Below are 21320 nucleotides of genomic sequence, written 5' to 3' on the forward strand. Positions count from 1 at the left end.
CCAAATCATACATTAAAGTTTTGTGAAGTCATCATTAGTGGTTTTAACCACACTTTTACAAATGGTATAAATTATTGGAGCCAATACATTTTATCTCGCATACAAATTCCGTAAATTAGCATTAAATGCTCTATTAATATGCGACTGATACAAAGAGCCCAAATAGAAAATTGGGCTGATACCGTTAACTCAAAAGCAGACCTTCCTGTCCTGATCTCAAGGCTAGTGCGAGGTTCAATGCCAGTAAATACGAAAACATTTTTTCCGGCGGGAACAGCCGCCTATGTCCGTGGATATGATGGTATTGTCGATTCAGATGTTGATTACAGGTATGTGCCGATTGGAATATCTTTGTGGGAATTTGGTACTGAAAAAAATGTTAAAAAGAAAGCCAATGAGGATTATGAAAAACGAACCTTAAATCCAGAAGGACATGTTCCATCTGAGAGGATACTGATTTTCCTGACGCCAAGATTCTGGCAGGATAAGGATAAATGGCGCACCGAAAAGCTGATGGAGGGTGTTTGGAAAGATATTCGGGCATATGATTGCCGAGATATTGAAGAGTGGCTAGATGAGACACCTGCAGTTAGCCGTTGGTTTGCAGCTGAGACAAATGTATTGCCATTCGATGGTGTAATTACTGTTGAGGAATTTTGGAGAGAATTTGCACATGGTAGACCTGGTCAGTTCCCTCCATCTATCCTCACAGGAGGAAGAGAGTATGAATTAGAGCAGCTATCTAATTTTCTCGCCGCGGAACCCGACATCCATGCAGTTAGGGCGGCTTCAAAAGAGGAAGCAACTGCTTTTATCATTGCGTGCGCAAAACAATTTGATGAATCAGCACAAACTTCATTTATATCAAAAAGTTTGGTCATAGAAACAGATACAAATTTTAGAAGCCTTCAGATTAATAGCAGGAATCTTAATATGATTGCAAAGTTCGATAAGCTTAACATACTTTTTCCTGCGGTTGAAAAGGGACATCACGTTCTAGTTCCACTTGGACCAGACGACACTTTCAATCAAAATATAATCACACTTCCAGGGCTGGATAGGGAAAAGCAGGTTACTTCGCTAATTTCCATGGGTATTTCTGATGAAGATGCTAGAAGACTTTCTATAGAAGCTGGGCGTGACATCACTGTACTTCGCAGATTGCTTAAGTTTCCCCAAAGCCGAATTCACTGGCTAGAAGGAAATGTAAAAGAAATCATACCGGCTCTTTTGCTTGGTCGTTGGTACGACTTTAAACCTGGAGACCGCGAATTGATAGAAATGTTTTCAGGTGAAAGCTATGAAACTTATCACGAGAAACTGAAACGTTGGAGAGATTGTCCAGAGTCTCCAATCCTTCAAATTGGTAATACTTGGCGGTTGAGATCGCCCTTGGATGCCTGGGCAAATATTGCATCATTTCTCAGCGCAGGAGATTTTAAAAACCTTAAACAAGCGATAACATTAGCCCTCAGAAAAGGAAATCCATATATTCCGAAAGACGAGAATAACCCCTTTGATATTATTTCAGGATCGGACAGGCAATATTCGACTTGGGCTAGAGAAGGCCTTTTGCAATCGTTAATATTGATAGGATTCTATGGAAATGGACTCGAGCTTGACGGCATGGATGACCCTCAGGGCTGGACAGATGAGGTAGTAGGAAGTTTACTTAAGGACGCCGACGCTAATTTATGGATATCTTTAGACAAGGAGCTTCCTTTGATTGCTGAGGCATCTCCAAGTTGTTTTTTGCACTACGTAAATATATCGCTCAATTCCTCAGAGAATACTCTTCTACCAATGTTAACAGAAAGGCCTGGAATGCTAACACCAAGTGCCTATCATACGGGTATGCTTTGGGCAATGGAGGCATTGGCTTGGATACCAGAATATCTTGAAGATGCCACCATATTACTTGCAAGATTAGCGAAGTTAGACCCTGGTATAAAAATAGTAAATAATCCAATTAATTCCTTGCTGGAAATATACAAGTCTTGGCACCATCAGACACTTGCAAGCCTAGACCAGCGCATAGCCGTTTTGCGATCCTTAATTGAAGAGGACAATGATTTAGCTTGGAAAGTGCTGTTTTCAATGTTGCACACAGACCGCGGAACAGCTCATCCTACCCACAGACCTAGATGGCGCCTTTTCAGCACACCAGTAAATACGGAGGTTACCCATAGAGAGTATTGGAGTATTGGTGACCAAGTGATCGATTTATTATTGTCTATAGTGGCAAATGATGCAGAAAGAATAGCTGCACTGTTGAATCGTTCAACAGTATTAACCATTAAACAGCGAAATAAGATTCTTGCTCTTGCAGAGCAAAATGCAGATAACATCAAAGAAGGAAAGGATAAGGTTTGGTCAACGCTCCGCAAAATCCTTTCAGATAGCAGATCCTATCCAGATGCAGATTGGTCGGTTCCAGAGGAACTTCTCTCTCCATATATTGACCTTTATAAACGTTACGAACCTGTAGATCCTATCGAAAAAATAAGATGGGTATTTGATGACCATTGGCCAAATTTTCCTGAAGGCGGAAGCATCAGAGGTCGTAATGGCCGAGATCATCATGGTAAAAAAGTTGCGGCAGCAAGAATGGAAGGGATTCGAATCATACTCAAAAATGGAGGAATTGAAAAAGTATTAATGTTAGCAAAAGAGGTTAAGGAACCGTGGATATTAGGTGAGGCTTTAGCCAAAGTGAAAAACCCTATACAATATACAGATGAGGTGTATCCTTTATTAGATGGCCAGCAAGGAGAGATAAGTTTGGCTCAAACATATTTCAAAAGCCTATATTTCTCTCAGGATGTAGCATGGGTAGATTCTGTTTACAGGAAACTAGCGGAGAGTGATTTGTCTATCCATGCCATCAATCGGTTCTTTCTCTCGCTTCATCCAACGAGAGAAATTTGGAGATATCTGGAAGATATTGATACGGAGATAACAACATTATATTGGAAAGAAGTAAATACGATGCTATTTTGGATGGAAAAAGATGATATAGATTTTGTCTTGGACAATTTAGAAAAGTACAACAGGCATTTCTCTGCTATAGATATGGCTGCACACATCTCGGAAGAACAACAGCTAAGTTCCGAAAAGATATTGAACTTACTGATGAATGCCGTTACTAGACCCACAGATGAAAACCGGAATTTTCCAAGCTATCAGGCTGGAGTCCTTTTCAAACTGCTTGACGAAAGGAGAAATTTAGATGATTCAACGATGATTAGATTAGAATATCTATATCTATCACTGTTGGATGGACATAGAATTCATCGGTATCCTAAGTATCTACATGCGGAGTTAGCTAAAAATCCTGAATTTTTTATTGAGGTAATCAAATGGGCCTATCTGCCAAAAAATAGGGAGCTTGTTGATAAAGAGCGGAATGACCTTTCAGATGAACAGTTAGTTCATCGAGGTCAACAAGCCTATAAGTTGCTTAATTCGATGAAAAAATTACCTGGAATCGAAGATAAGAAGGGAATAAATGAGTCATTTTTAAAAAACTGGGTCGAGCAATCCAGGGCATTAGCCGCTGCTGCAGATCGAACCGAGGTCACTGATAGCTTTATTGGTAAGCTCCTAGCGCAATATCCGGAGGATGGAACAGATAATTGGCCAGCTGAGGTTATTTCAGAAGTCATTGAGGCTGTTGGCACTAAAGATATGCTCTCTGCATTTTCTACAGCTCTCTTCAATAAAAGAGGTTCTTCTATTAGAGGTGCCTTCGCTGGCGGTGATATTGAAAGGGCGCATGCAATCTATTTTGAAAAGCTTGTAAAAAAACATAGGCTCAAATATCCCAAGATGTCAAGCATTTATTCTGGCCTTGCTAAAAACTATAGGGCTTCAGCTAAGGAAATGGATGATAGAGCAGAAAGAGATAAATTAGATTATTGATAGTTTTGAGCATAATCATATGCTCCTTTTTTAAAACCCTTATGACATATGTAATAACGGATATGTTATCATAGGTATTCCCTAAAAACAAAAACCCTGCTAATCTTTCGATTGCAGGGTTTTGTTTGTGATCCCGCTGGGATTCGAACCCAGGACCACTACATTAAAAGTGTAATGCTCTACCAGCTGAGCTACGGAATCATTCCTCTTGTTTAAGGAGGGGCAAATATAGAAATTAAAACGTATTTGCCCAATTATTTTTTAAAATAGTTAAGATGCTTTGTTGAACACGCTTTAACACCTTAATTATCAATAGCGTTTCGAACTTCCCTTATTACTTATTGACCTTTAAAGAATAAAGGCGTTTGATGAATTTTAGCGCAAACGCTTGAAATCCTTTCCATTTTTAGAGGATCATAAAATTAGAAGTCAAAATTTGTGATATAAAATTGTTAGACTTATTTGATTAAACAATTAAAAGCAACAGTTAACCTGAGGTAGTTGATAATAGTTGAAAATAAAAGGCCTCTAGTTTAATATATCAAACGTTTGCGTGGTAATTAATTGCTATTTAATAATTTGCATGTCTATTTTAGGAGTTACAATGCATTTATGCAGTAAAACCAACTAACCACTAAACACACAAATGAAAAAACACATTATTATTTGCTCTATCATGGTATTGCTTGCCTTGCACACAACGGCACAGCAATTACCTGTAGAGTTGCAAACTCCAGAAGTTGTTTCTTTAAACAGAATGCCAATGCGAGCATCTGCATTCGCTTATGAAAATGCAGATTTGGCTGCTAAAAGAACAAAAGAGAAATCGGCTTATTTTATTTCTTTAAATGGAACTTGGAAATTTAACTGGGTTAAAGACCCACGTAAAAGACCGTTAGATTTTTATAAAACAGATTTTAATGATACCAAGTGGGATAACTTTAAAGTACCTGCAAATTGGGAAGTAAACGGCTATGGTTTGCCAATTTACGTAAATCAGCCTTATGAATTTGCTGGTAGAAAACTGACAGGAAATAGAATGAATCCTCCTTTTGATATTCCTGAAGATAATAACCCAGTCGGATCGTATCGTAGAAAAATTAATATCCCAGAAAACTGGAAAAATAGACAAGTGTTTATCAGCTTAGGCGCTGTAAAATCTGCATTCTTTATTTGGGTAAATGGTAAAAAGGTGGGCTATAGCGAAGATAGTAAGTTAGCAGCAGAGTTTGATATTACAAAATATGTGAAGCCTGGCGAAAATACCATCGCATTGCAAGTTTACAGATGGAGTGATGGCAGTTATTTAGAATGTCAGGATATGTGGCGCATTTCTGGTATAGAACGTGACGTTTATCTCTATTCTACTCCTAAATTAGATATTCGTGATTTTAAAGCTGTTGGTACTTTAGATCAAACCTATACCAATGGTTTATTAAATGTTGAAGTAACCGTTGAGAACTATAAAATAGATCAACGCACTAACCACAGCAGACCTGATAGCTTTTATGTAGCCTTAAATTTAGTTGATGCTAAGGGAGTTTCGGTTTGGAAAGATGCCACAGGACTTCAAAAAGTGTTGGGTAATTATAAAAACAACCTTTCTTTTAAAACACAAATCAGCAATGTGAAAAATTGGTCGGCAGAAGTGCCGTACCTATATACATTGTACATTACTTTAAAAGATAAAAACGAGCAAATAATTGAAGTTATTCCGCAGCGTATTGGTTTCCGTTCGGTAGAGGTTAAAGGAAGTGATTTGCTAGTAAATGGAAAACGTATCTTTCTAAAAGGCGTTAATCGCCATGAGCATAATGCAACACAAGGACATACACTTACACATGAAGACATGAGAAAAGATATGGAGATGATGAAAAAGCTAAATGTAAATGCTGTTCGTCATTCGCATTATCCGCCAGATCCGTATTGGATGGAGCTTTGTGATGAATATGGTTTATATGTAATTGATGAAGCAAACATCGAATCGCATGGTCGTTACTATAGTCTAGAAACTTCTTTTGGTAATGATAAACAATGGCGTATTCCGCATTTAGAAAGAATTACCAGAATGTATGAACGCGATAAAAACCATACTTCCGTTATTACTTGGTCATTAGGAAATGAAGCTGGGAATGGTGTTAATTTTTACGAAGCCTATGAATGGTTAAAACAAAGAGATTTTCGTCCGGTGCAATACGAAAGAGCTGAGAATGATTTTAACACAGATATGATTGTTCCTCAATACCCTGATCCAAATTGGTTGGTTAGATATTCGAAAGGAAAAAATGAAACGAGACCTTTAATTATGAGCGAATATGCGCACATTATGGGCAATAGCTTGGGTAACTTTAAAGAATACTGGGATGCAATTGAAAATAATCCAAAATTACAAGGTGGTTTTATTTGGGAATGGATAGATCAAGGAATTGATACTGTAAAAAATGGAAAGCGAATTTTAGCTTATGGAGGAGATTTTCCTTTAGAAGGTCCAGTTAATGAAGATTTTAGTGATAACAACTTCTGCGTAAAAGGTGTAGTCACTGCGTATCGCGAATTAACACCAATGGCAATTGAGGCTAAAAAGGTATATCAATTTATCAAATCGAGTTATTTAGGAAACAACCAAATCAGTGTAACCAACAGTTATTTCTTCCGCGACATTAATAATGTTCAATTAAACTGGGAAGTTTTAGAAGATGGTAAAGTAGTTCAGAGCGGAATAGTGGCAACTTTAAATATCAATCCCCGACAAACATCAACTTTTACTTTGCCAATAAAAAACAGTTACAAAGCTGGAAAAGAGTATTTCTTAAATCTCCATTATGTGCTAAAAACACCTGAACCTTTTTTAGAGAAGGGCTATGACATTTCTTATGAACAGCTTGCCTTAAATGGAACATCAAAAGGTATTGAAGTAAAAACTAACAAAGCAGATCATCCTGTTAAGTTGACTAAAACTACTGATAAAGCTATTTTTACTGGTAAAAATTTTCAAGCAACATTTGATTTAAAAAACGGGAAACTAACAAGCTATCTACTAGACGGAAAAGAAACTTTAGTTGCTGGTCCGCAGCCAGGCTTTTACCGTGCTCCAACAGATAACGATATTGGTGCAGGTTTAAACAGATCTTTGCGTATGTGGCGAAATGTATATGATGAGAGCAAAAGCATTATTAAAGCAGAAGCAATGAGTATAAACAACTTGCCTTATGGAGGAGTTGTAGAAATCACTTCTAGTTTACTAAAAGGAGATGCAACCACAAAACAAATCTTTTATATTTATCAAGATGGTACGATAAAAGTGAATAATGAGTTTAAAGCCGTTGCAGGTAAATACAAAACTTTAATGCGTATTGGTAACGATTTACAATTGAATTCGGCTTACAATACTATCCAATGGTATGGTCGTGGACCAGGTGAGAATTATGTAGATAGAAAAACAGCATCTTTAATTGGTACTTATCAATCAACAGTAGATAAGCAATATTTTCCATATGCTCGTCCGCAAGAAAGCGGGAATAAAACCGATGTACGTTGGGTAACTTTTACTAACAAACAGGGTAAAGGTTTACGTTTTGAATATGCAGATAGCTTATTAAGTTTTAATGCCTTGCCTTATTCGGTTGAGGATTTAGATCCAGAAGTGGAGAAAAAGCAATATCATTCTGGCGAATTGGTAAAGCGTAATCAGATTTATGTACACATGGATATGGAACAATTGGGCATACAAGGGATAGATAGCTGGGGTTCGATGCCTTTGACACAATACCAAATTCCTTACAAAGACCAACAGTATAGTTATTGGATTAAACCAATTAAGTAAATTGTTAATTGAGTACTGATATGAAAAAATACATATTGACTTGTTTTTTGATTGCGCTAACGGTTGGATTAAAAGCTCAACAAAAACCAAATGTGATATTCATTTTAGCAGATGATATGGGGTATGGCGATTTAGGGATTTATGGTCAAAAGCTTATAGAAACGCCAAATATTGATCAGTTGGCTAAAAGTGGAATGCGCTTTACTCAATTTTATGCTGGAACTTCTGTTTGTGCACCTTCGAGAGCATCTTTAATGACAGGCTTGCACACTGGACATACACCAATTAGAGGTAATTATGAGATTGAGCCAGAAGGACAATTGCCTTTACCTGATTCAACTTTTACGATGCCAGAAATGTTTAAAACCACTGGTTATAAAACAGGTGTCTTTGGTAAATGGGGTTTGGGATATCCAGGTTCTGAAGGAGATCCAGTTAAGCAAGGAGTAGATCAGTTCTACGGTTACAATTGTCAACGACAATCTCATAACTTCTTTCCAGATCATTTATGGGATAACTTAACTAGGGTAAATCTGTCAAACACTTTATCCAACTTAGAAGTCTATGCCCCAGAGCTAATCCAAAAACAGGCCATTACTTTTATGGAAAATAATAAGTCTAAACCATTTTTTATGTATTTAGCTTATACTTTACCTCATGCAGCCTTGCAACTTCCAGTAGGTGATCAAACATTTGAATACTATAAAAAGAAATTCAATGAGCAGCCCAAAAACATTAAAATGGATTGGAATGGAGAGAATTATCAGCCACAAGCATATCCAAATGCTGCTTATGCTGCAATGGTTACCAAACTAGATAATTATGTAGGTGAGGTAGTACAACAGTTAAAAAAGTTGGGTTTATATAAAAATACATTGATCGTTTTTACAAGTGATAATGGCCCGCATAAGGAAGGAGGAAATGACCCAGATTTCTTTAACAGTAGTGGGGGTTTTAAAGGAATTAAAAGGAAATTGACAGAAGGTGGAATTAGAGAGCCACTTATTGTAAGTTGGCCGGGCAAAATTAAACCTCAAATATCAGATCATATTGGAGCCTTTTGGGATTTCATGCCAACCTTTATGGAGCTTACTGGTGCACAAAAATTAAAAACTACAGATGGTATTTCAATTTTACCAACCTTGTTAAATAAAGGAAAGCAAAATCAACATGAATTTTTATACTGGGAGTTTCATGAAGATGGGGGAAGACAAGCAGCAAGAATGGGTAAATGGAAAGCGATAAAAGAAAATGTGAAGAAGAATCCAAATACTCCAATTGCACTATACAATTTAACTGCAGACCCAAAAGAGACTACTGATGTTGCTGGTAAATATCCTGACATCGTTAAAAAAATGAAAGCAATTTTAGTAAGCTCACATATAGAGCATAAGAATTTCCCTTTTACAACGAAGTAAAACTACATAAGATCAATTCTTAGCTATTTTGAGCTTTTGTTAATGAACATTGGACTTTTGTTGATGAACAATGAAGCATTGTTGGTAAGCATTACGCCATTGCTGGTAAGCATTAATTTATTGTTGGTAAGCATTAAGCCGGTGCTGATAAGCATTACGCCATTGTTGGTAAGCATTAAGCCGGTGCTGATAAGCATTAAGCTGGTGCTGGTAAGCATTAAGCTGGTGCTGGTAAGCATTAAGTTATTGTTGGCAAGCATTACGCCATTGCTGGCAAGCATTAAGCTATTGTTTATAAGCATTGCACTATTGCTGATAAGCATCACATCATTGTAGATAAACAATGATCCATTGTCGCTGAAAAACATGGTAATTTCTAGCATAAATCATTCAAAGTAATAAAAAAATAGGGTTTAAATCATCTTTTTGATCTGTTTTTGTACATTTACCGCTATATGATAATTAGAGAAGCAACTATAAAAGACATACCAGAAGTAATGCAGGTGGTAAAAGCGGTTGTTCCCTTAATGATTGCATCAGGTAACCTACAATGGGATAATGCCTATCCAAATGAGGCTGTTTTTGAAAAGGATATTAGTTTTCATCAACTATGGGTAGCTGAAATTGATGGGTCTATTGCAGGTATTGCCGCGATCACTACAGACCAAGAACTTGAATATGCACAAGTAGGTTGGGATATTAATGAAACTGCAATCGTGACACATCGATTGGCAGTAAATCCTCAATTTCAAGGAAAAGGAGTTGCAGTTGCCTTATTGCAACAAGCAGAAAAAAATGCAATTGCTCGTCAAATTCCAATATTACGTATAGATACCAATACGAAAAATGAAGCCACACAAAAGTTATTTCCAAAATTAGGCTATATTTTTGCTGGTGAAGTAGGACTTAGCTTTAGACCAGGTTTAAGATTTTATTGTTATGAAAAGAGGTTGAGTTTTAAATAAAATAACCATCTTTCATTTTCGATAAATTAACTGCGTTCTGGCTACAAATAATTAATTAACTTTAAAGAAAAATTATAAATCATGGGACCACAATCAACAGAAGGAACTATATTGCTAATTACCTTGGCAGCAGTTTGCGTAATCATTTTTGCTACAACATTTTACCTTACGTTTATCAGAAAAGCGGATACAAGAGATAACGCACATTAATATTTCAATATGATAGCCATAAAAGCAAGTATTGGAACCGAGCCTTACAAAATAGAAATTAAATCGCCCACGGGTAATGTAGTTATTGCTGATGAACCTCTTGAAAAAGGAGGGCAAGACAAAGGTTTTTCCCCTAAAGAATTGTTAGCATCATCATTAGGAGCATGTACTTGTGCAACTGTGCGTATGTACGCAGAGCGGAAAACATGGGAGATAGAAAAGATAAATGTAAACGTAGAACTTGTTGAAGAAGAAGGACAAACGAAATTTATTCGACAAATAGAATTGGTTGGCGATTTGGATGATGCACAAAGAACGCGATTATTAAACGTTGCAAATGCTTGTCCGATTCACAAAATACTCACACATACTATTGTTGTTGATACAGTTTTGATCTAGGTTTTTTATCACATAGGTACATAGTTTTAATAACTCCTATTGTCATCCTGAGCTTGTCTAAGGATATCACAAACAAGTCTTCGACAAGCTCAGACTGACATGTCATGACAACTATGTTCCCTATGTTTCTATGTGGTTTACTACTTGTCATCCTGAGCTTGTCGAAGGATATCACAAACAAGTCTTCGACAAGCTCAGACTGACATGTCATGAAAACAACTATGTTCCCTATGTTTCTATGTGGCTCAAACACATTGGCAAATAGTTTTAATCTATCGAATAAGCTAAAGGATAATTTTACCACATAGACACATAGTTTTAGTTATAACTATGTTCCCTATGTTTCTATGTGGTTCAATAGGATCAAACTAATTGTAATCATTTAGTAAAAGTGCTGTCAACTCTATTTCCAATCATATCATTAACCTATTTTCGTATACACTAAAACTAAAATATATGATTCAATCAAAAGGATATGCAGCGCAAACCGCTGAAACAGATTTAGCTCCATGGAATTTCGAACGTAGAGAGGTAGGACCTCACGATGTTCAAATAGAAATTTTATACTGCGGAGTGTGCCATAGCGATCTTCATCAAATTAAAAACGATTGGTTTCCAGGGATTTTTCCAATGGTGCCAGGTCATGAGATTGTAGGCAAAATAGTTAAAGTTGGCGATCACGTTAAAAACTTCAAAGTAGATGAATTAGCAGGGGTAGGCTGTATGGTAGATTCATGCCAAGTATGTGAAAACTGTGAAGCAGATTTAGAGCAATATTGCCTAGAAGGAAATACCCAAACTTATAACAATAAAGGTAGAGATGGTGTACCAACATATGGTGGTTATTCTAATAACATCGTTGTTCGTGAAGAATTTGTATTGCACATTTCAGACAAATTACCATTAGCTGCAACTGCTCCTTTATTATGTGCGGGTATTACCACTTATTCGCCATTAAGACATTGGAAAGTAGGTAAGAGGCATAAGTTAGCCGTATTAGGTTTAGGTGGTTTAGGTCACATGGCAGTTAAATTCGGCGTAGCATTTGGTGCAGAAGTAACTGTTTTAAGTACTTCACCAAATAAAGAAGAGGCTGCAAAAGCATTAGGTGCACACAATTTTGTAGTTACAACAGATCCTGCACAACTAAAAGCAGTGAAAGGTTCGTTCGATTTCATTTTAGATACTGTTTCAGCAGATCATGATATGAATATGTATCTTTCCTTATTAAGAACAAATGGAACACATATCGTAGTAGGTGTTCCAGCACCATATGCAATTCACCCGTTTTCACTTATTGGTGGTAGAAAAAGCTTAGCAGGTTCTGGCATTGGTGGAATTAAAGAAACTCAAGAAATGCTTGACTTCTGTGCTGAACACAATATTGTATCAGATATTGAATTAATCGATATTAAAGATATCACAGCTTCTTACGAAAGAATGATTAAAGGCGATGTTCGTTATAGATTTGTAATCGACATTAAAACACTTTAAGATATTTTAATAATTAAAAAGCCACAGTTCAAATAAACTGTGGCTTTTTTTTGGGGATTAAGTTTAGTAAGGAAATACTACCCTAAAGGTTGTTCCTTTATTCATTTCAGACTCAACATTAATTTCTAATTGATGGTAAATGGCTATTGATTTTACAATAGCTAGTCCTAAACCATGACCCGTAGTTTCTGTAGCATTTGTTCTGCTAAAACGATCAAAAACGAATGGGATTTGATCTTTCGCTATGCCTATGCCAGTATCTCTTATTTCAATTTCGTAGCATTTGTTTTCCAGTTCTTTATCGGAAATGAAAATGCTTCCGTTAGGTACATTAAACTTTATAGCATTATTAATTAAGTTATAGAAAAGCTGAAAAAGTAAATCGTAATTCACATTTTTTAGCATAGCTGATGAAGAAATATTTATTTCAATGCTTATGTTTTGTGTACGCAGCCTATGACCAATTTCTTCAACAATCTCTTGTATTAATTGTAATGGTTTTACGGTGTTATTTTTAATGAACTGTTCATTTTCAATTCTTGATATCAATAACAAAGAACTAGAAATTTTTTTAAGCCGATCAAGCGTTTTCATCATTCCCATAATCCTAAAGGTTACCTCTTCACTCATGGGTTCGTCGGCCATTAAGTTTTCCATTTTACTCTGGAGAATGCTTATGGGTGTCATTAGCTCATGAGATGCATTTGCTGTAAATTCCTTTTCTTTTACAAAAGCTTCATTAACCTTATTCATTAAAGAAATCAATGATTCATCTAAATAATTAAAATCGGTAGTGCTCGTTTTTACTTTCTCTAGTTGTTTACGAAAGGGAAATTTACGGTGAAGTAGTTTTGTACTAATGATCTTTGCAAGTGGTTTAATCAATATCCGTGTAAATACTAAATCAATAACCACGGTTAAAGCAATTAATGCTATTAAAATATATAATGCAAAACGTTGAAGGGGCTTATTGTACTGGTTGATACTTGAAGTTGCTTTGCCAATTTCTAATAAGTACGGACGATTTCCATTTATAAAAGTATAGCTTAAAATTCTGTAGTTAAGGGTATCGTTATCTGCAAATACACGTTGAGCATTTTTAATGGTATCTATATGATTATAGAATTGGGATTGCTCTATAGAAATATATTCTTCCTTGAGCATTGTATAACTTCCAAAATTCTTTTCTCCCTGTAGGTAATAATCTACTCCATTTTTTTCTACATTTTTAATTACTTTCTTCTGCTGTTCACGTAATGAATAGTTTGTGTATTCGGAAGCAATCTTTTGTACTAAAAAAGGTAAACACAGTACGAACAAGAGAACTACGGCAAATTTTGATCCTGTAATAAATAGAATTAGTTTGGTAGATAATTTCATTTATTCTTAATTCTATAGCCAACACCTCTAACGGTTTCAAGCCAATCTGTTGTACCAAAAACATTTAATTTCTTCCTTATGTTTTTTATGTGGGCATCTATATAATTAGAATCGTAATCATCATCGGCAAAAGTTCCCCAAATGTGTTCACTCAATTGTATACGGGTAAGTACTCTATTTTTATTTAGCAATAGATAACTTAACAGATCAAATTCTTTTTTAGAAAGTTCAATTTTTGCCTGTGGGTGAATGACTAATCTTTTTTGTAGATCTATATTAAATTCACCTAGAGTGAGCAAATCTTCAGTAATATTAAATTTCCGCCTTGCCACAGCTTGCATTCTAGATTGAAGTTCTAGCAAATAAAAAGGTTTTGCAAGGTAATCATCCGCTCCAAGATCTAGTCCAATCACTTTGTCTTCCAGATTCCCTCTTGCTGTTAAAATAATACAAGCTGCCTCTGGATTGGTCTTTTTTGTTTGCTCCACGATTTTTAAGCCATCACCATCAGGTAATCCTAAATCTATTAAAATGAAATCGTACTGATTAATTCCAAGCATCTCTAAAGCATCTTTAAAGGTATGGGCCATATCACATACGTAAAAGGCTTTTCTTAAGAATGCTGCAACTTCATAAGCTAATGTTTTTTCATCCTCAATAATTAAAACTTTCATGGCTTTGTTTAAAATTGATAATAGAATGCTAAACCAAAAAATGCCTGCTGACTTTTCAGCTCTGCTTCATTATGTTTGCCCAAAATTGAAAATTGAGCACTAGCTTCGGCCATATAATTGGCACGACTAAAAGTTAGGGGTAACTTGAAATTATAAGATAGGACTTGAAAGTCTGTATTAGCAATAGTAACGGTTGTACTCGTGTTTTGACCAGAGTTACCTGGAGAATTAGGCGCTTTGCCATTGTTGGCATGTTTCTCTTTTTGTACAAGATAGGTTTCAATAAAATGTCTGGTACCTGTTGAGAGTTCAAACGCTGGTTCTATTGAAATTTGGCCTTTATCCTTAAATAAACTCCATAAACTGATTTCTTTTGAATTTGTTAGACTTACAAATACATCTTGCTCTTTTCCGAAAGCATAATCTGTACTGAGAGAACTTTTAAACCATGGCCATTCATAATTTACCGACAAGTTTAAGTTGTTCTCATTAGATGCTCGTAATAATTGTGAATTTGTAGGAAAAAAAGAGTGTGTATAGCCAATTCCTGCAGTTAGTTTAGTGCTGAAATCATAATCATATCCTATCCCTAAATCTGTTTCAGATACTATTGGTCCATAATTTAACAATTTATAAGAACCAGCCGAAAAATATATTCCTAGTGGGAGGCGTAATGTTGTATTAACCAGTACATAAGGTAATTTTTCTGTGGTAGCTTGTCCATAATAACTCACATTACTATTATATAATGCGGCTAAAGTAAGGGTTGTTTTATTTAAGGTGTCTTGTTGTGCATTTGCTTTAAAGATGCATAAGCAAAAAGCGATCGCATAAATTAGTTTCTTCATAATTGGAATTAAGTATTCACTTATTATGGTTTTTTTATTTTTGGACGCACAATTTTTATCGGTTTTACCTTAACTATAGGTTTGATTATAGTAGGTTTAGGCTGCCTTCTTGCTTGAGGTACTTGTTTAATCTCTGGCTCAATACCTTTATTTACTTGCTTTTTTGTATTGGTCTGTTCCTTACCATTTTCTTTTTTATCGTCTTGTTTTTGAATAAGAATAGTATCATTTACAATAACGAAATAGCTCTTCGTATTTGTAAATGCATTTTTTCTTGGCAAAAATGATGCTTTTGCAGATAATCCTAACAATAAACAAACACCTAAAATAATGTGAGCTGTTAAACGCATGGTATAAATATAAAGAAGTTTAAACCAACAATTGGATGATGATGTAAATATCGATCAGCAAAATGAAATTTAGATGAAAAATTACGATCAACGCTAATTCTTTTAAAAAACATGCTGTGCATATCAAGATGGCTTTGATCAGACTCAAAATAGATGAAAATATATTTGAAATTTCATGCTGTTTTCATGTTCGGTAACCAGATTTGTCTCATTAAACAATTATTAACTAAAGCTACAATTATGAAAAAACAATTAATTTATATTGCCCTAGTATTTAGCTTGGGTAGTATAGCTACATTTATTGGCTGTAAGAAAGATGGCCAATCTGCAAGCGGAACTACCAAAGTGCAAATACGAATGACTGATGCACCTGGAAATTTTGATAAGATTAACTTAAGTGTTAAAGAAATTGTATTGGTCTCTGATGCAAAACCGTATGTCTTTGCAGTGAATACGGGAGTTTTTAATATCCTTAATTTCAGAATGGGAACAAGTAATCCTGACCTTTTAGTGGCGGATGGCGAAATGCCAAGCGGAGAAATTACTGAGGTTAGACTTGTGCTAAACGATTCTGGAAATACAATTGTGGTAGGTGGGGTAGAGCAAGCCTTAACCACGCCAAGTGGTCAATCATCAGGTTGGAAAGTTAAATTAACAGCTAATCCAGATCTTCAACCAGGAGTGGCTTATACTTTGTTACTTGATTTTGATGCAGCCAAATCTATTGTCTCAACTGGTAATGGTAAATATCTCCTAAAACCTGTAGTGAGAGGTGTTACTGCAGCAACTTCAGGTTTAATATCGGGAACTGTTTTGCCATTAGCTAGTCATCCAGAAATTTTAGTAATAAAAGGTACTGATACTGTTGGTACAGTTGCTGATGCGTTGACTGGTAAATTTACTGTTGGCGGTCTTGCTTCTGGAAATTATTCGGTAAAATTTGCGCCAGTTGCTGGTTATAGAGATAGTACAATTACTAATGTTGCTGTCTCTCTTGGACAAAACACAGCTGTAGGTACAATTCAGCTTAAACAACAATAAAAATTAACATAAAAAAGCCTGATGAAATTTCATCAGGCTTTTTTTTATAAATCTAATTGTTTACGCTGTCTCATTTCGTATCGCTCCTTTAAGTACAGCTATATCTATATCTTTTAGTTTTTTAAACTTAATGCAATACCCTGTCACACTAGCTTTCCCTAGCTTTTCTGCATAGGTTTTGGCTAAATATGTTTTATCATCTATACCTAAAATGTAAACAGAGATGCCACTAGTGTTTGCACTTAATCCAATTTGATAAAACTCTTTTGTTTTACCATCAGCATAGGTGATAGTTCTAAGTCCATATCCGATATTAGGATTAGAAACAACCTTATTTTCACTGTTTCTTCCATCTAAAAACCATAATTTACTATCAGGCATTACCTCAAGTATGGAATTGTGCAACTCTTGCATTTCAGCACGTTTTGGTTCTGGATGACTAGCGATATACGCATCGATTTGATCTTGTACGTTCATAGTTATTCTAATTCTTCACAGTTAAATTTATGTATATTTAGCAAATCTTTTATTTTCAAAACTATATTTTCTTCAGAGTCTATTCTTAAAATCTTATCGCAATCTTCAAGATCGAAATTCCATTTGTCGCTTGGAACTATTTGATTAATAAGCGGACTCAGCTTCTTAACCTGACTTTTTGTTTTGACTATAGTTTTGAAAACGTAAATCATTATTTAGATAATGTAGCTAATAATTCGTCTAGGTAATTCAATGTCATGGTAAATCCACCTTGGAAGCCCATTTCAATCATTTTTTCCATGCGTTCTAGTGAATCATTTTTAATCACAATGCTCACTTTTGTTTTGCCATTTTCTTCACTAAAACTAAGATCCCAATCCGAACCTGGTAATTCTGGATTTTCATCTTTATCTGCAAAAGAGTTTAAATATTTAAAATTCGTTTTTGGGCTGATGGAAGTATACTGTTGAAGTGACCAATGCTCAGCTCCTTCAGGACTAACCATTGCGTAAAATCTTCGTCCGCCAAGTTTAAAATCCATTACTTTAGTTTTAGAACCCCAAGGTTTAGGTGCCCACCACTGATCAAGGATTTCTTGTTTAGTAAAAGCATCCCATACCAATGAAAGATCTGCTGCAAATTCTCTGTTTACAAATACCGTTTTTTGTGCCTTATCAACGGTAAAATCGAATAATAAGTTGTTCATTTTTTATGTTTTTAGTTTAGTGAAATTGGATTTAATGCTTTGCTAAAATAGCATCTAGGTTTTTCATAGCCATTGTAAGCCCATCTTTAAAGCCCATAGCGATGGTTTGCTCTAGCTGAGCAAAGTCCGAAAACTCCATTATGCCATGTACAAGCGTATTCTTTTCCATGTCGCTAAAATTCATAGTCCATTTTGATTGCGGCATTTGCGGATTGATGTTTCCATCGGCATCACCAAAAGCATCGTTGGCAATAAACAGATGTTGAGGTTCAATTTTCAAATAACTGGTAATCGACCAATGCTCTTCACCATTTGGTCCAACGGCTGCATAATGCCATTTGCCTCCTTCACGAAAATCCATGCTTTTTGTTCTTGATTTCCATGGAGAGGGCATCCACCACTGATCAAGAAGTTCAGACTTCGTGTAATAGTCCCAAACAATTGAACGGTCGGCAGCAAACTCACGCTTGATATTAATGGTATTGTTTTGTTTATCGATAGTAAAGTCGAAAAATAATGTTGTGCTCATTTTTTTTGTTTTTTAAGTGTTGATAATACATTGTCTAATTGGTTAAATCGGCTTTCCCAAATTTTTCGGTATTGTTCTAGCCATTTATCTATTTCTTTCATTTTTTCAATTTCAAGCGTGTAGTAAATTTCTCTACCCTGATATTCTTGTTTTACAAGATCGCATTCTGTGAGTATACGTAGATGTTTAGATACAGCCTGTCGGGTGGTATGAAAATTTTCGGCAATGGCATTAGGTGTCATTGCTTGTAAAGCTATTAAAGCAATAATTGCCCGTCGTGTCGGATCTGCAATTGCTTGAAATATATCTCTTCTCATCTGAGCTTAATTATTAAGTTAAGAAACTAATCGGTTGCAAATATATATGCAACTTTTCGGTTTCGCAAATATTTTTAAATATTATTTTTTATTTAATAGAAGAATAGGGGGTAAAGCCGAAATAGAAATAAATAAAAGATATACAAAGGAGATATTAACAATTCAGTAGGAATACGAATAGCTTAATCAAGCTCGCTAAAAGTTGTAAAGTATTAAATGACAAGCGATAAGAGTAATATTGGGAAATTTAATCTACGATTTTAAGAATTAGTAAATTATTTTTTCCACAATTTGTAGATATTATTACCCTATACAAATATTGTTCCTATTTTAGCCATAAGAAAATAACACACTCACAACGTTACCTTTTTATGTTTGGTTTAGGACAATCACGCTCTAGCGGTGCATACTCTTTTTGATATATGCATTGCCTTAAGTTTCTAAAAAAAATAAAGCATTCAGTACTGGCTTTACAGCTTTCGTTGTTTAGTATAGTCTTCTTTTTTCTTTCTTTTTTTTACAAAAACACTTTTGCAGAAGGTAGTAAAGATTTATATCCATCAGGTGCACAAGGTAATAGAGCATTTTTATATGCAAACACTGATAATATCAATTATACAGATAGGTTTCCATTTAAAACCAGAGGTGCTCATTTTGTTTATGCTAAAGCTAATGAAACTATAGCTGTAGCATCGAGTGCTATTGGTGTAAATGGTGGTCGTATTATCGTAACCTCGCCAGATGGAGTTGCTGTTACTTATAACGTAAATGCTGGAGTAGGTCTAATTCCAAACAGGGCGGCAGAATTGTCTGGGCCAGGTGTGGGTTATACACCAATAAGTATTACTGTTACTACAGCACAAGAAGGAGTTTGGAAAGTAGAATTTTTAGCGCCAGTAGGAAGCGGCAATAGTAATGACATCACAGCTCCAGATGTTCTGGCTAATGCCAACTGGACTCAACCAACAGGTACAGATAAAAATTATATTGCAGCATGGGATGTATCGATAAGAAACATGTCTGGTACGACTTGGTTAACAGGACGTGTTTACACTAATGTATTGAATCTTGGTATTAAAGATAATTTTACCAATAGTGCTAAAGGATTTTACGTAACAAATTACGTCCTTACAGAAGATGGAAGAGCATACCGCATTCAAACCAATGGTAACAATGGATATGCTTTTACTTTTTTTTCTAATAATAATGGTTTTGCGGTAAATGGGGTAGCCACTTACAAAAGTTTAAATGCATCTACGCAAGCTGCTCTAGCTGGACTTCACGATCCAAGAACTCTTGATGATGCATTAAATAAAACACATAAAATTTTCTATAATAAACCAAATGCAGATTTACCAGCAACAGGAACAGCCTTTGTAACTGCAGCAAATCAAACTACTTGGCTAAAAAAGAATGCCGTATTGCCAATTATTACCGATTTGAAATTTACAGGTGTTGAGGGTACCGATGGAAAAGTTAGCTATAAAGGAGCTAAAATTACATTTACCGCTTCCGCAGCTGGTAGTTATCAAATCACCATTCCAATAACAAACAGTGCTAGTCGTGTAATTAATGGTTCTGCTGTTCAGGGTTATAATGAAATATTTTGGGATGTTAAAGACGGTAATGGAAATCTAGTTCCACCAGGGCCGATTACACCAATGGTACAGACTTTTCTACGGTCGGCAGAAGTGCACTTCCCTTATATCGATATGGAGATCAATCCTAGAGGGATTATCATCGAATTAATAGAGAACAATACAAGCTATACCGTAAATCCTTTAAATACAAATCCTTCCGAATATAATGATTTGGTTTATTGGGACGATATTAATATTAGCAATGCAGGCGTGGCTGGAAGTAATAGTTCTAGTCCGGTAACCAATTTAGCTGGAGAACACAGTAATTCAAATGGACACAAGTTTGGTGCTTATGCTAACAACAATCAATTTGGCGATGAACGTTCTATGGATACCTGGGCTTATATTGAAAGCGATAAAACAGCGCAATTGGTCAACATCGAAATTCAACAAGCTGACTTAAAAATAGAATCGATTAATCCAGACTTATCAAAATATTTTTCTGACCATACCATTACTTATACGATTAAGGTTCAAAACGATGGGCCTTCTTCCGCCAATGGATCGCCTTTAGCAATTACTTTACCATCAGGTTTGGCCATTAGTTCTGTAAATACTGCAAATCTTAGCACCGGAGTGGTATTAAACAATGCCGTTAAGAGTACACAAAGCTATACAGCTTTACTTGATCTACCCAATCAAGGTGCTATTGATATCATTATTGAAGCAACCTTTACAGGAAGTTATAATCAAATCTTTAGTAATATGAAGGCAAGTATATTAAGACATGCTGACCTATCTGATCCAGATGCTACTGGAAATAATGTTGCAGGCCCTGTTGATGCTGATGAGGAATGCCTAAATGGAGCTACAACTGGAGTTGGTTTGTGTAATAATATTAAATATAATACGGTTAATGGCCAGGAGGTGTGTCAGGGAATAAATATTATCCCGATTGGGTATCCTTTATCTCCTGATGGAACACAATTTGAAAACTCAGCTCTTCCTACAGCATTAAGCTCGCAAGACGCGGCTGGAAATAGAACCATAAGTGGCAGCGTATCATCCACTGGTATTCAACTATTTTATATCAAAACACAGAACACCAAAAGAACACAAACTAATGTAATCATTAAAACTAATGCATTACCTACAAAAGCACATATTCAATTAAACAATTAATAAACA

At 35.5% G+C, this 21320-nt stretch carries 18 protein-coding genes and 1 tRNA gene; 9 read left to right on the forward strand and 10 right to left on the reverse strand.

Features of this window, described 5'->3' with window-relative positions:
• Window positions 1-237: 237 nt before the first annotated feature.
• Complete coding sequence (locus HQN85_RS03490) at window positions 238-3921, forward strand: hypothetical protein (RefSeq protein WP_173268954.1); 3684 nt, start codon at window positions 238-240, stop codon at window positions 3919-3921.
• Window positions 3922-4049: 128 nt separating this feature from the next.
• Here HQN85_RS03490 and HQN85_RS03495 read toward each other — a convergent pair.
• Window positions 4050-4122: transfer RNA gene (locus HQN85_RS03495), tRNA-Lys, on the reverse strand.
• 445 nt (window positions 4123-4567) lie between these two features.
• Here HQN85_RS03495 and HQN85_RS03500 point away from each other — a divergent pair.
• Complete coding sequence (locus HQN85_RS03500; protein WP_173268955.1) at window positions 4568-7744, forward strand: glycoside hydrolase family 2 TIM barrel-domain containing protein; 3177 nt, start codon at window positions 4568-4570, stop codon at window positions 7742-7744.
• Window positions 7745-7764: 20 nt separating this feature from the next.
• Window positions 7765-9162, forward strand: a complete 1398-nt coding sequence (locus tag HQN85_RS03505) for an arylsulfatase (RefSeq protein ID WP_173268956.1) — start codon at window positions 7765-7767, stop codon at window positions 9160-9162.
• A 23-nt stretch (window positions 9163-9185) separates the two neighbouring features.
• On the opposite strand, the gene HQN85_RS03510 is transcribed toward HQN85_RS03505, so the two are convergent.
• Complete coding sequence (locus HQN85_RS03510) at window positions 9186-9545, reverse strand: hypothetical protein (protein ID WP_173268957.1); 360 nt, start codon at window positions 9543-9545, stop codon at window positions 9186-9188.
• A gap of 72 nt (window positions 9546-9617) precedes the next feature.
• Here HQN85_RS03510 and HQN85_RS03515 point away from each other — a divergent pair, with 72 nt between their 5' ends.
• The 4 genes from HQN85_RS03515 to HQN85_RS03525 all read left to right on the forward strand — a co-directional run bounded on the left by HQN85_RS03515 (window position 9618) and on the right by HQN85_RS03525 (window position 12230).
• Window positions 9618-10127 carry a GNAT family N-acetyltransferase gene (locus tag HQN85_RS03515; protein ID WP_173268958.1) on the forward strand — a complete coding sequence of 170 codons (510 nt, stop codon included), beginning with the start codon at window positions 9618-9620 and terminating at the stop codon, window positions 10125-10127.
• 81 nt (window positions 10128-10208) lie between these two features.
• A complete protein-coding gene (locus HQN85_RS15800; RefSeq protein WP_262888134.1) occupies window positions 10209-10337 on the forward strand; it encodes a hypothetical protein in 129 nt (42 codons plus the stop codon).
• A gap of 9 nt (window positions 10338-10346) precedes the next feature.
• Window positions 10347-10736, forward strand: coding sequence for an OsmC family protein (locus tag HQN85_RS03520; RefSeq protein ID WP_173268959.1), 390 nt, complete (start codon window positions 10347-10349; stop codon window positions 10734-10736).
• Between the two features lie 456 nt (window positions 10737-11192).
• A complete protein-coding gene (locus tag HQN85_RS03525; protein WP_173268960.1) occupies window positions 11193-12230 on the forward strand; it encodes an NAD(P)-dependent alcohol dehydrogenase in 1038 nt (345 codons plus the stop codon).
• A gap of 63 nt (window positions 12231-12293) precedes the next feature.
• Here HQN85_RS03525 and HQN85_RS03530 read toward each other — a convergent pair whose 3' ends face one another.
• Genes HQN85_RS03530 through HQN85_RS03545 form a run of 4 tightly spaced genes read right to left on the reverse strand, consistent with a single transcriptional unit; the run spans window position 12294 to window position 15482 of the window.
• Complete coding sequence (locus tag HQN85_RS03530) at window positions 12294-13610, reverse strand: sensor histidine kinase (protein WP_173268961.1); 1317 nt, start codon at window positions 13608-13610, stop codon at window positions 12294-12296.
• Window positions 13607-14284, reverse strand: coding sequence for a response regulator transcription factor (locus tag HQN85_RS03535; protein ID WP_173268962.1), 678 nt, complete (start codon window positions 14282-14284; stop codon window positions 13607-13609). The genes HQN85_RS03530 and HQN85_RS03535 overlap by 4 nt, the downstream gene beginning before the upstream one ends.
• 8 nt (window positions 14285-14292) lie before the next feature.
• Complete coding sequence (locus HQN85_RS03540) at window positions 14293-15132, reverse strand: hypothetical protein (protein ID WP_173268963.1); 840 nt, start codon at window positions 15130-15132, stop codon at window positions 14293-14295.
• A gap of 23 nt (window positions 15133-15155) precedes the next feature.
• Window positions 15156-15482: a hypothetical protein gene (locus HQN85_RS03545; protein WP_173268964.1), complete on the reverse strand. Its 327-nt coding sequence runs from the start codon at window positions 15480-15482 to the stop codon at window positions 15156-15158.
• A gap of 240 nt (window positions 15483-15722) precedes the next feature.
• Here HQN85_RS03545 and HQN85_RS03550 point away from each other — a divergent pair, with 240 nt between their 5' ends.
• The gene (locus HQN85_RS03550; RefSeq protein WP_173268965.1) at window positions 15723-16523 is read left to right on the forward strand and encodes a DUF4382 domain-containing protein; all 801 of its coding nucleotides are present in this window, start codon (window positions 15723-15725) and stop codon (window positions 16521-16523) included.
• A gap of 60 nt (window positions 16524-16583) precedes the next feature.
• On the opposite strand, the gene HQN85_RS03555 is transcribed toward HQN85_RS03550, so the two are convergent.
• The 4 genes from HQN85_RS03555 to HQN85_RS03570 form a co-directional block, all read right to left on the reverse strand.
• Window positions 16584-17000 carry a DUF1801 domain-containing protein gene (locus tag HQN85_RS03555; protein WP_173268966.1) on the reverse strand — a complete coding sequence of 139 codons (417 nt, stop codon included), beginning with the start codon at window positions 16998-17000 and terminating at the stop codon, window positions 16584-16586.
• A gap of 211 nt (window positions 17001-17211) precedes the next feature.
• Window positions 17212-17706 carry an SRPBCC family protein gene (locus HQN85_RS03560; RefSeq protein WP_173268967.1) on the reverse strand — a complete coding sequence of 165 codons (495 nt, stop codon included), beginning with the start codon at window positions 17704-17706 and terminating at the stop codon, window positions 17212-17214.
• Between the two features lie 31 nt (window positions 17707-17737).
• Window positions 17738-18235, reverse strand: a complete 498-nt coding sequence (locus HQN85_RS03565; RefSeq protein ID WP_173268968.1) for an SRPBCC family protein — start codon at window positions 18233-18235, stop codon at window positions 17738-17740.
• Complete coding sequence (locus HQN85_RS03570; protein WP_173268969.1) at window positions 18232-18552, reverse strand: ArsR/SmtB family transcription factor; 321 nt, start codon at window positions 18550-18552, stop codon at window positions 18232-18234. The genes HQN85_RS03565 and HQN85_RS03570 overlap by 4 nt, the downstream gene beginning before the upstream one ends.
• A gap of 482 nt (window positions 18553-19034) precedes the next feature.
• Between HQN85_RS03570 and HQN85_RS03575 the strand changes: the two genes are divergently transcribed.
• Window positions 19035-21314, forward strand: a complete 2280-nt coding sequence (locus HQN85_RS03575; protein ID WP_173268970.1) for a DUF11 domain-containing protein — start codon at window positions 19035-19037, stop codon at window positions 21312-21314.
• The last annotated feature ends 6 nt before the right edge of the window (window positions 21315-21320 follow it).

This window comes from Pedobacter boryungensis (assembly GCF_013204825.1).
Taxonomy (GTDB): domain Bacteria; phylum Bacteroidota; class Bacteroidia; order Sphingobacteriales; family Sphingobacteriaceae; genus Pedobacter; species Pedobacter boryungensis.

Bases quoted from the DNA above. Each gene is read 5' to 3' on its own strand.
- HQN85_RS03490 (WP_173268954.1), top strand. From the start codon at position 238: ATGCCAGTAAATACGAAAACATTTTTTCCGGCGGGAACAGCCGCCTAT.
- HQN85_RS03500 (WP_173268955.1), top strand. From the start codon at position 4,568: ATGAAAAAACACATTATTATTTGCTCTATCATGGTATTGCTTGCCTTG.
- HQN85_RS03505 (WP_173268956.1), top strand. From the start codon at position 7,765: ATGAAAAAATACATATTGACTTGTTTTTTGATTGCGCTAACGGTTGGA.
- HQN85_RS03510 (WP_173268957.1), bottom strand. From the start codon at position 9,545: ATGCTAGAAATTACCATGTTTTTCAGCGACAATGGATCATTGTTTATC.
- HQN85_RS03515 (WP_173268958.1), top strand. From the start codon at position 9,618: ATGATAATTAGAGAAGCAACTATAAAAGACATACCAGAAGTAATGCAG.
- HQN85_RS15800 (WP_262888134.1), top strand. From the start codon at position 10,209: ATGGGACCACAATCAACAGAAGGAACTATATTGCTAATTACCTTGGCA.
- HQN85_RS03520 (WP_173268959.1), top strand. From the start codon at position 10,347: ATGATAGCCATAAAAGCAAGTATTGGAACCGAGCCTTACAAAATAGAA.
- HQN85_RS03525 (WP_173268960.1), top strand. From the start codon at position 11,193: ATGATTCAATCAAAAGGATATGCAGCGCAAACCGCTGAAACAGATTTA.
- HQN85_RS03530 (WP_173268961.1), bottom strand. From the start codon at position 13,610: ATGAAATTATCTACCAAACTAATTCTATTTATTACAGGATCAAAATTT.
- HQN85_RS03535 (WP_173268962.1), bottom strand. From the start codon at position 14,284: ATGAAAGTTTTAATTATTGAGGATGAAAAAACATTAGCTTATGAAGTT.
- HQN85_RS03540 (WP_173268963.1), bottom strand. From the start codon at position 15,132: ATGAAGAAACTAATTTATGCGATCGCTTTTTGCTTATGCATCTTTAAA.
- HQN85_RS03545 (WP_173268964.1), bottom strand. From the start codon at position 15,482: ATGCGTTTAACAGCTCACATTATTTTAGGTGTTTGTTTATTGTTAGGA.
- HQN85_RS03550 (WP_173268965.1), top strand. From the start codon at position 15,723: ATGAAAAAACAATTAATTTATATTGCCCTAGTATTTAGCTTGGGTAGT.
- HQN85_RS03555 (WP_173268966.1), bottom strand. From the start codon at position 17,000: ATGAACGTACAAGATCAAATCGATGCGTATATCGCTAGTCATCCAGAA.
- HQN85_RS03560 (WP_173268967.1), bottom strand. From the start codon at position 17,706: ATGAACAACTTATTATTCGATTTTACCGTTGATAAGGCACAAAAAACG.
- HQN85_RS03565 (WP_173268968.1), bottom strand. From the start codon at position 18,235: ATGAGCACAACATTATTTTTCGACTTTACTATCGATAAACAAAACAAT.
- HQN85_RS03570 (WP_173268969.1), bottom strand. From the start codon at position 18,552: ATGAGAAGAGATATATTTCAAGCAATTGCAGATCCGACACGACGGGCA.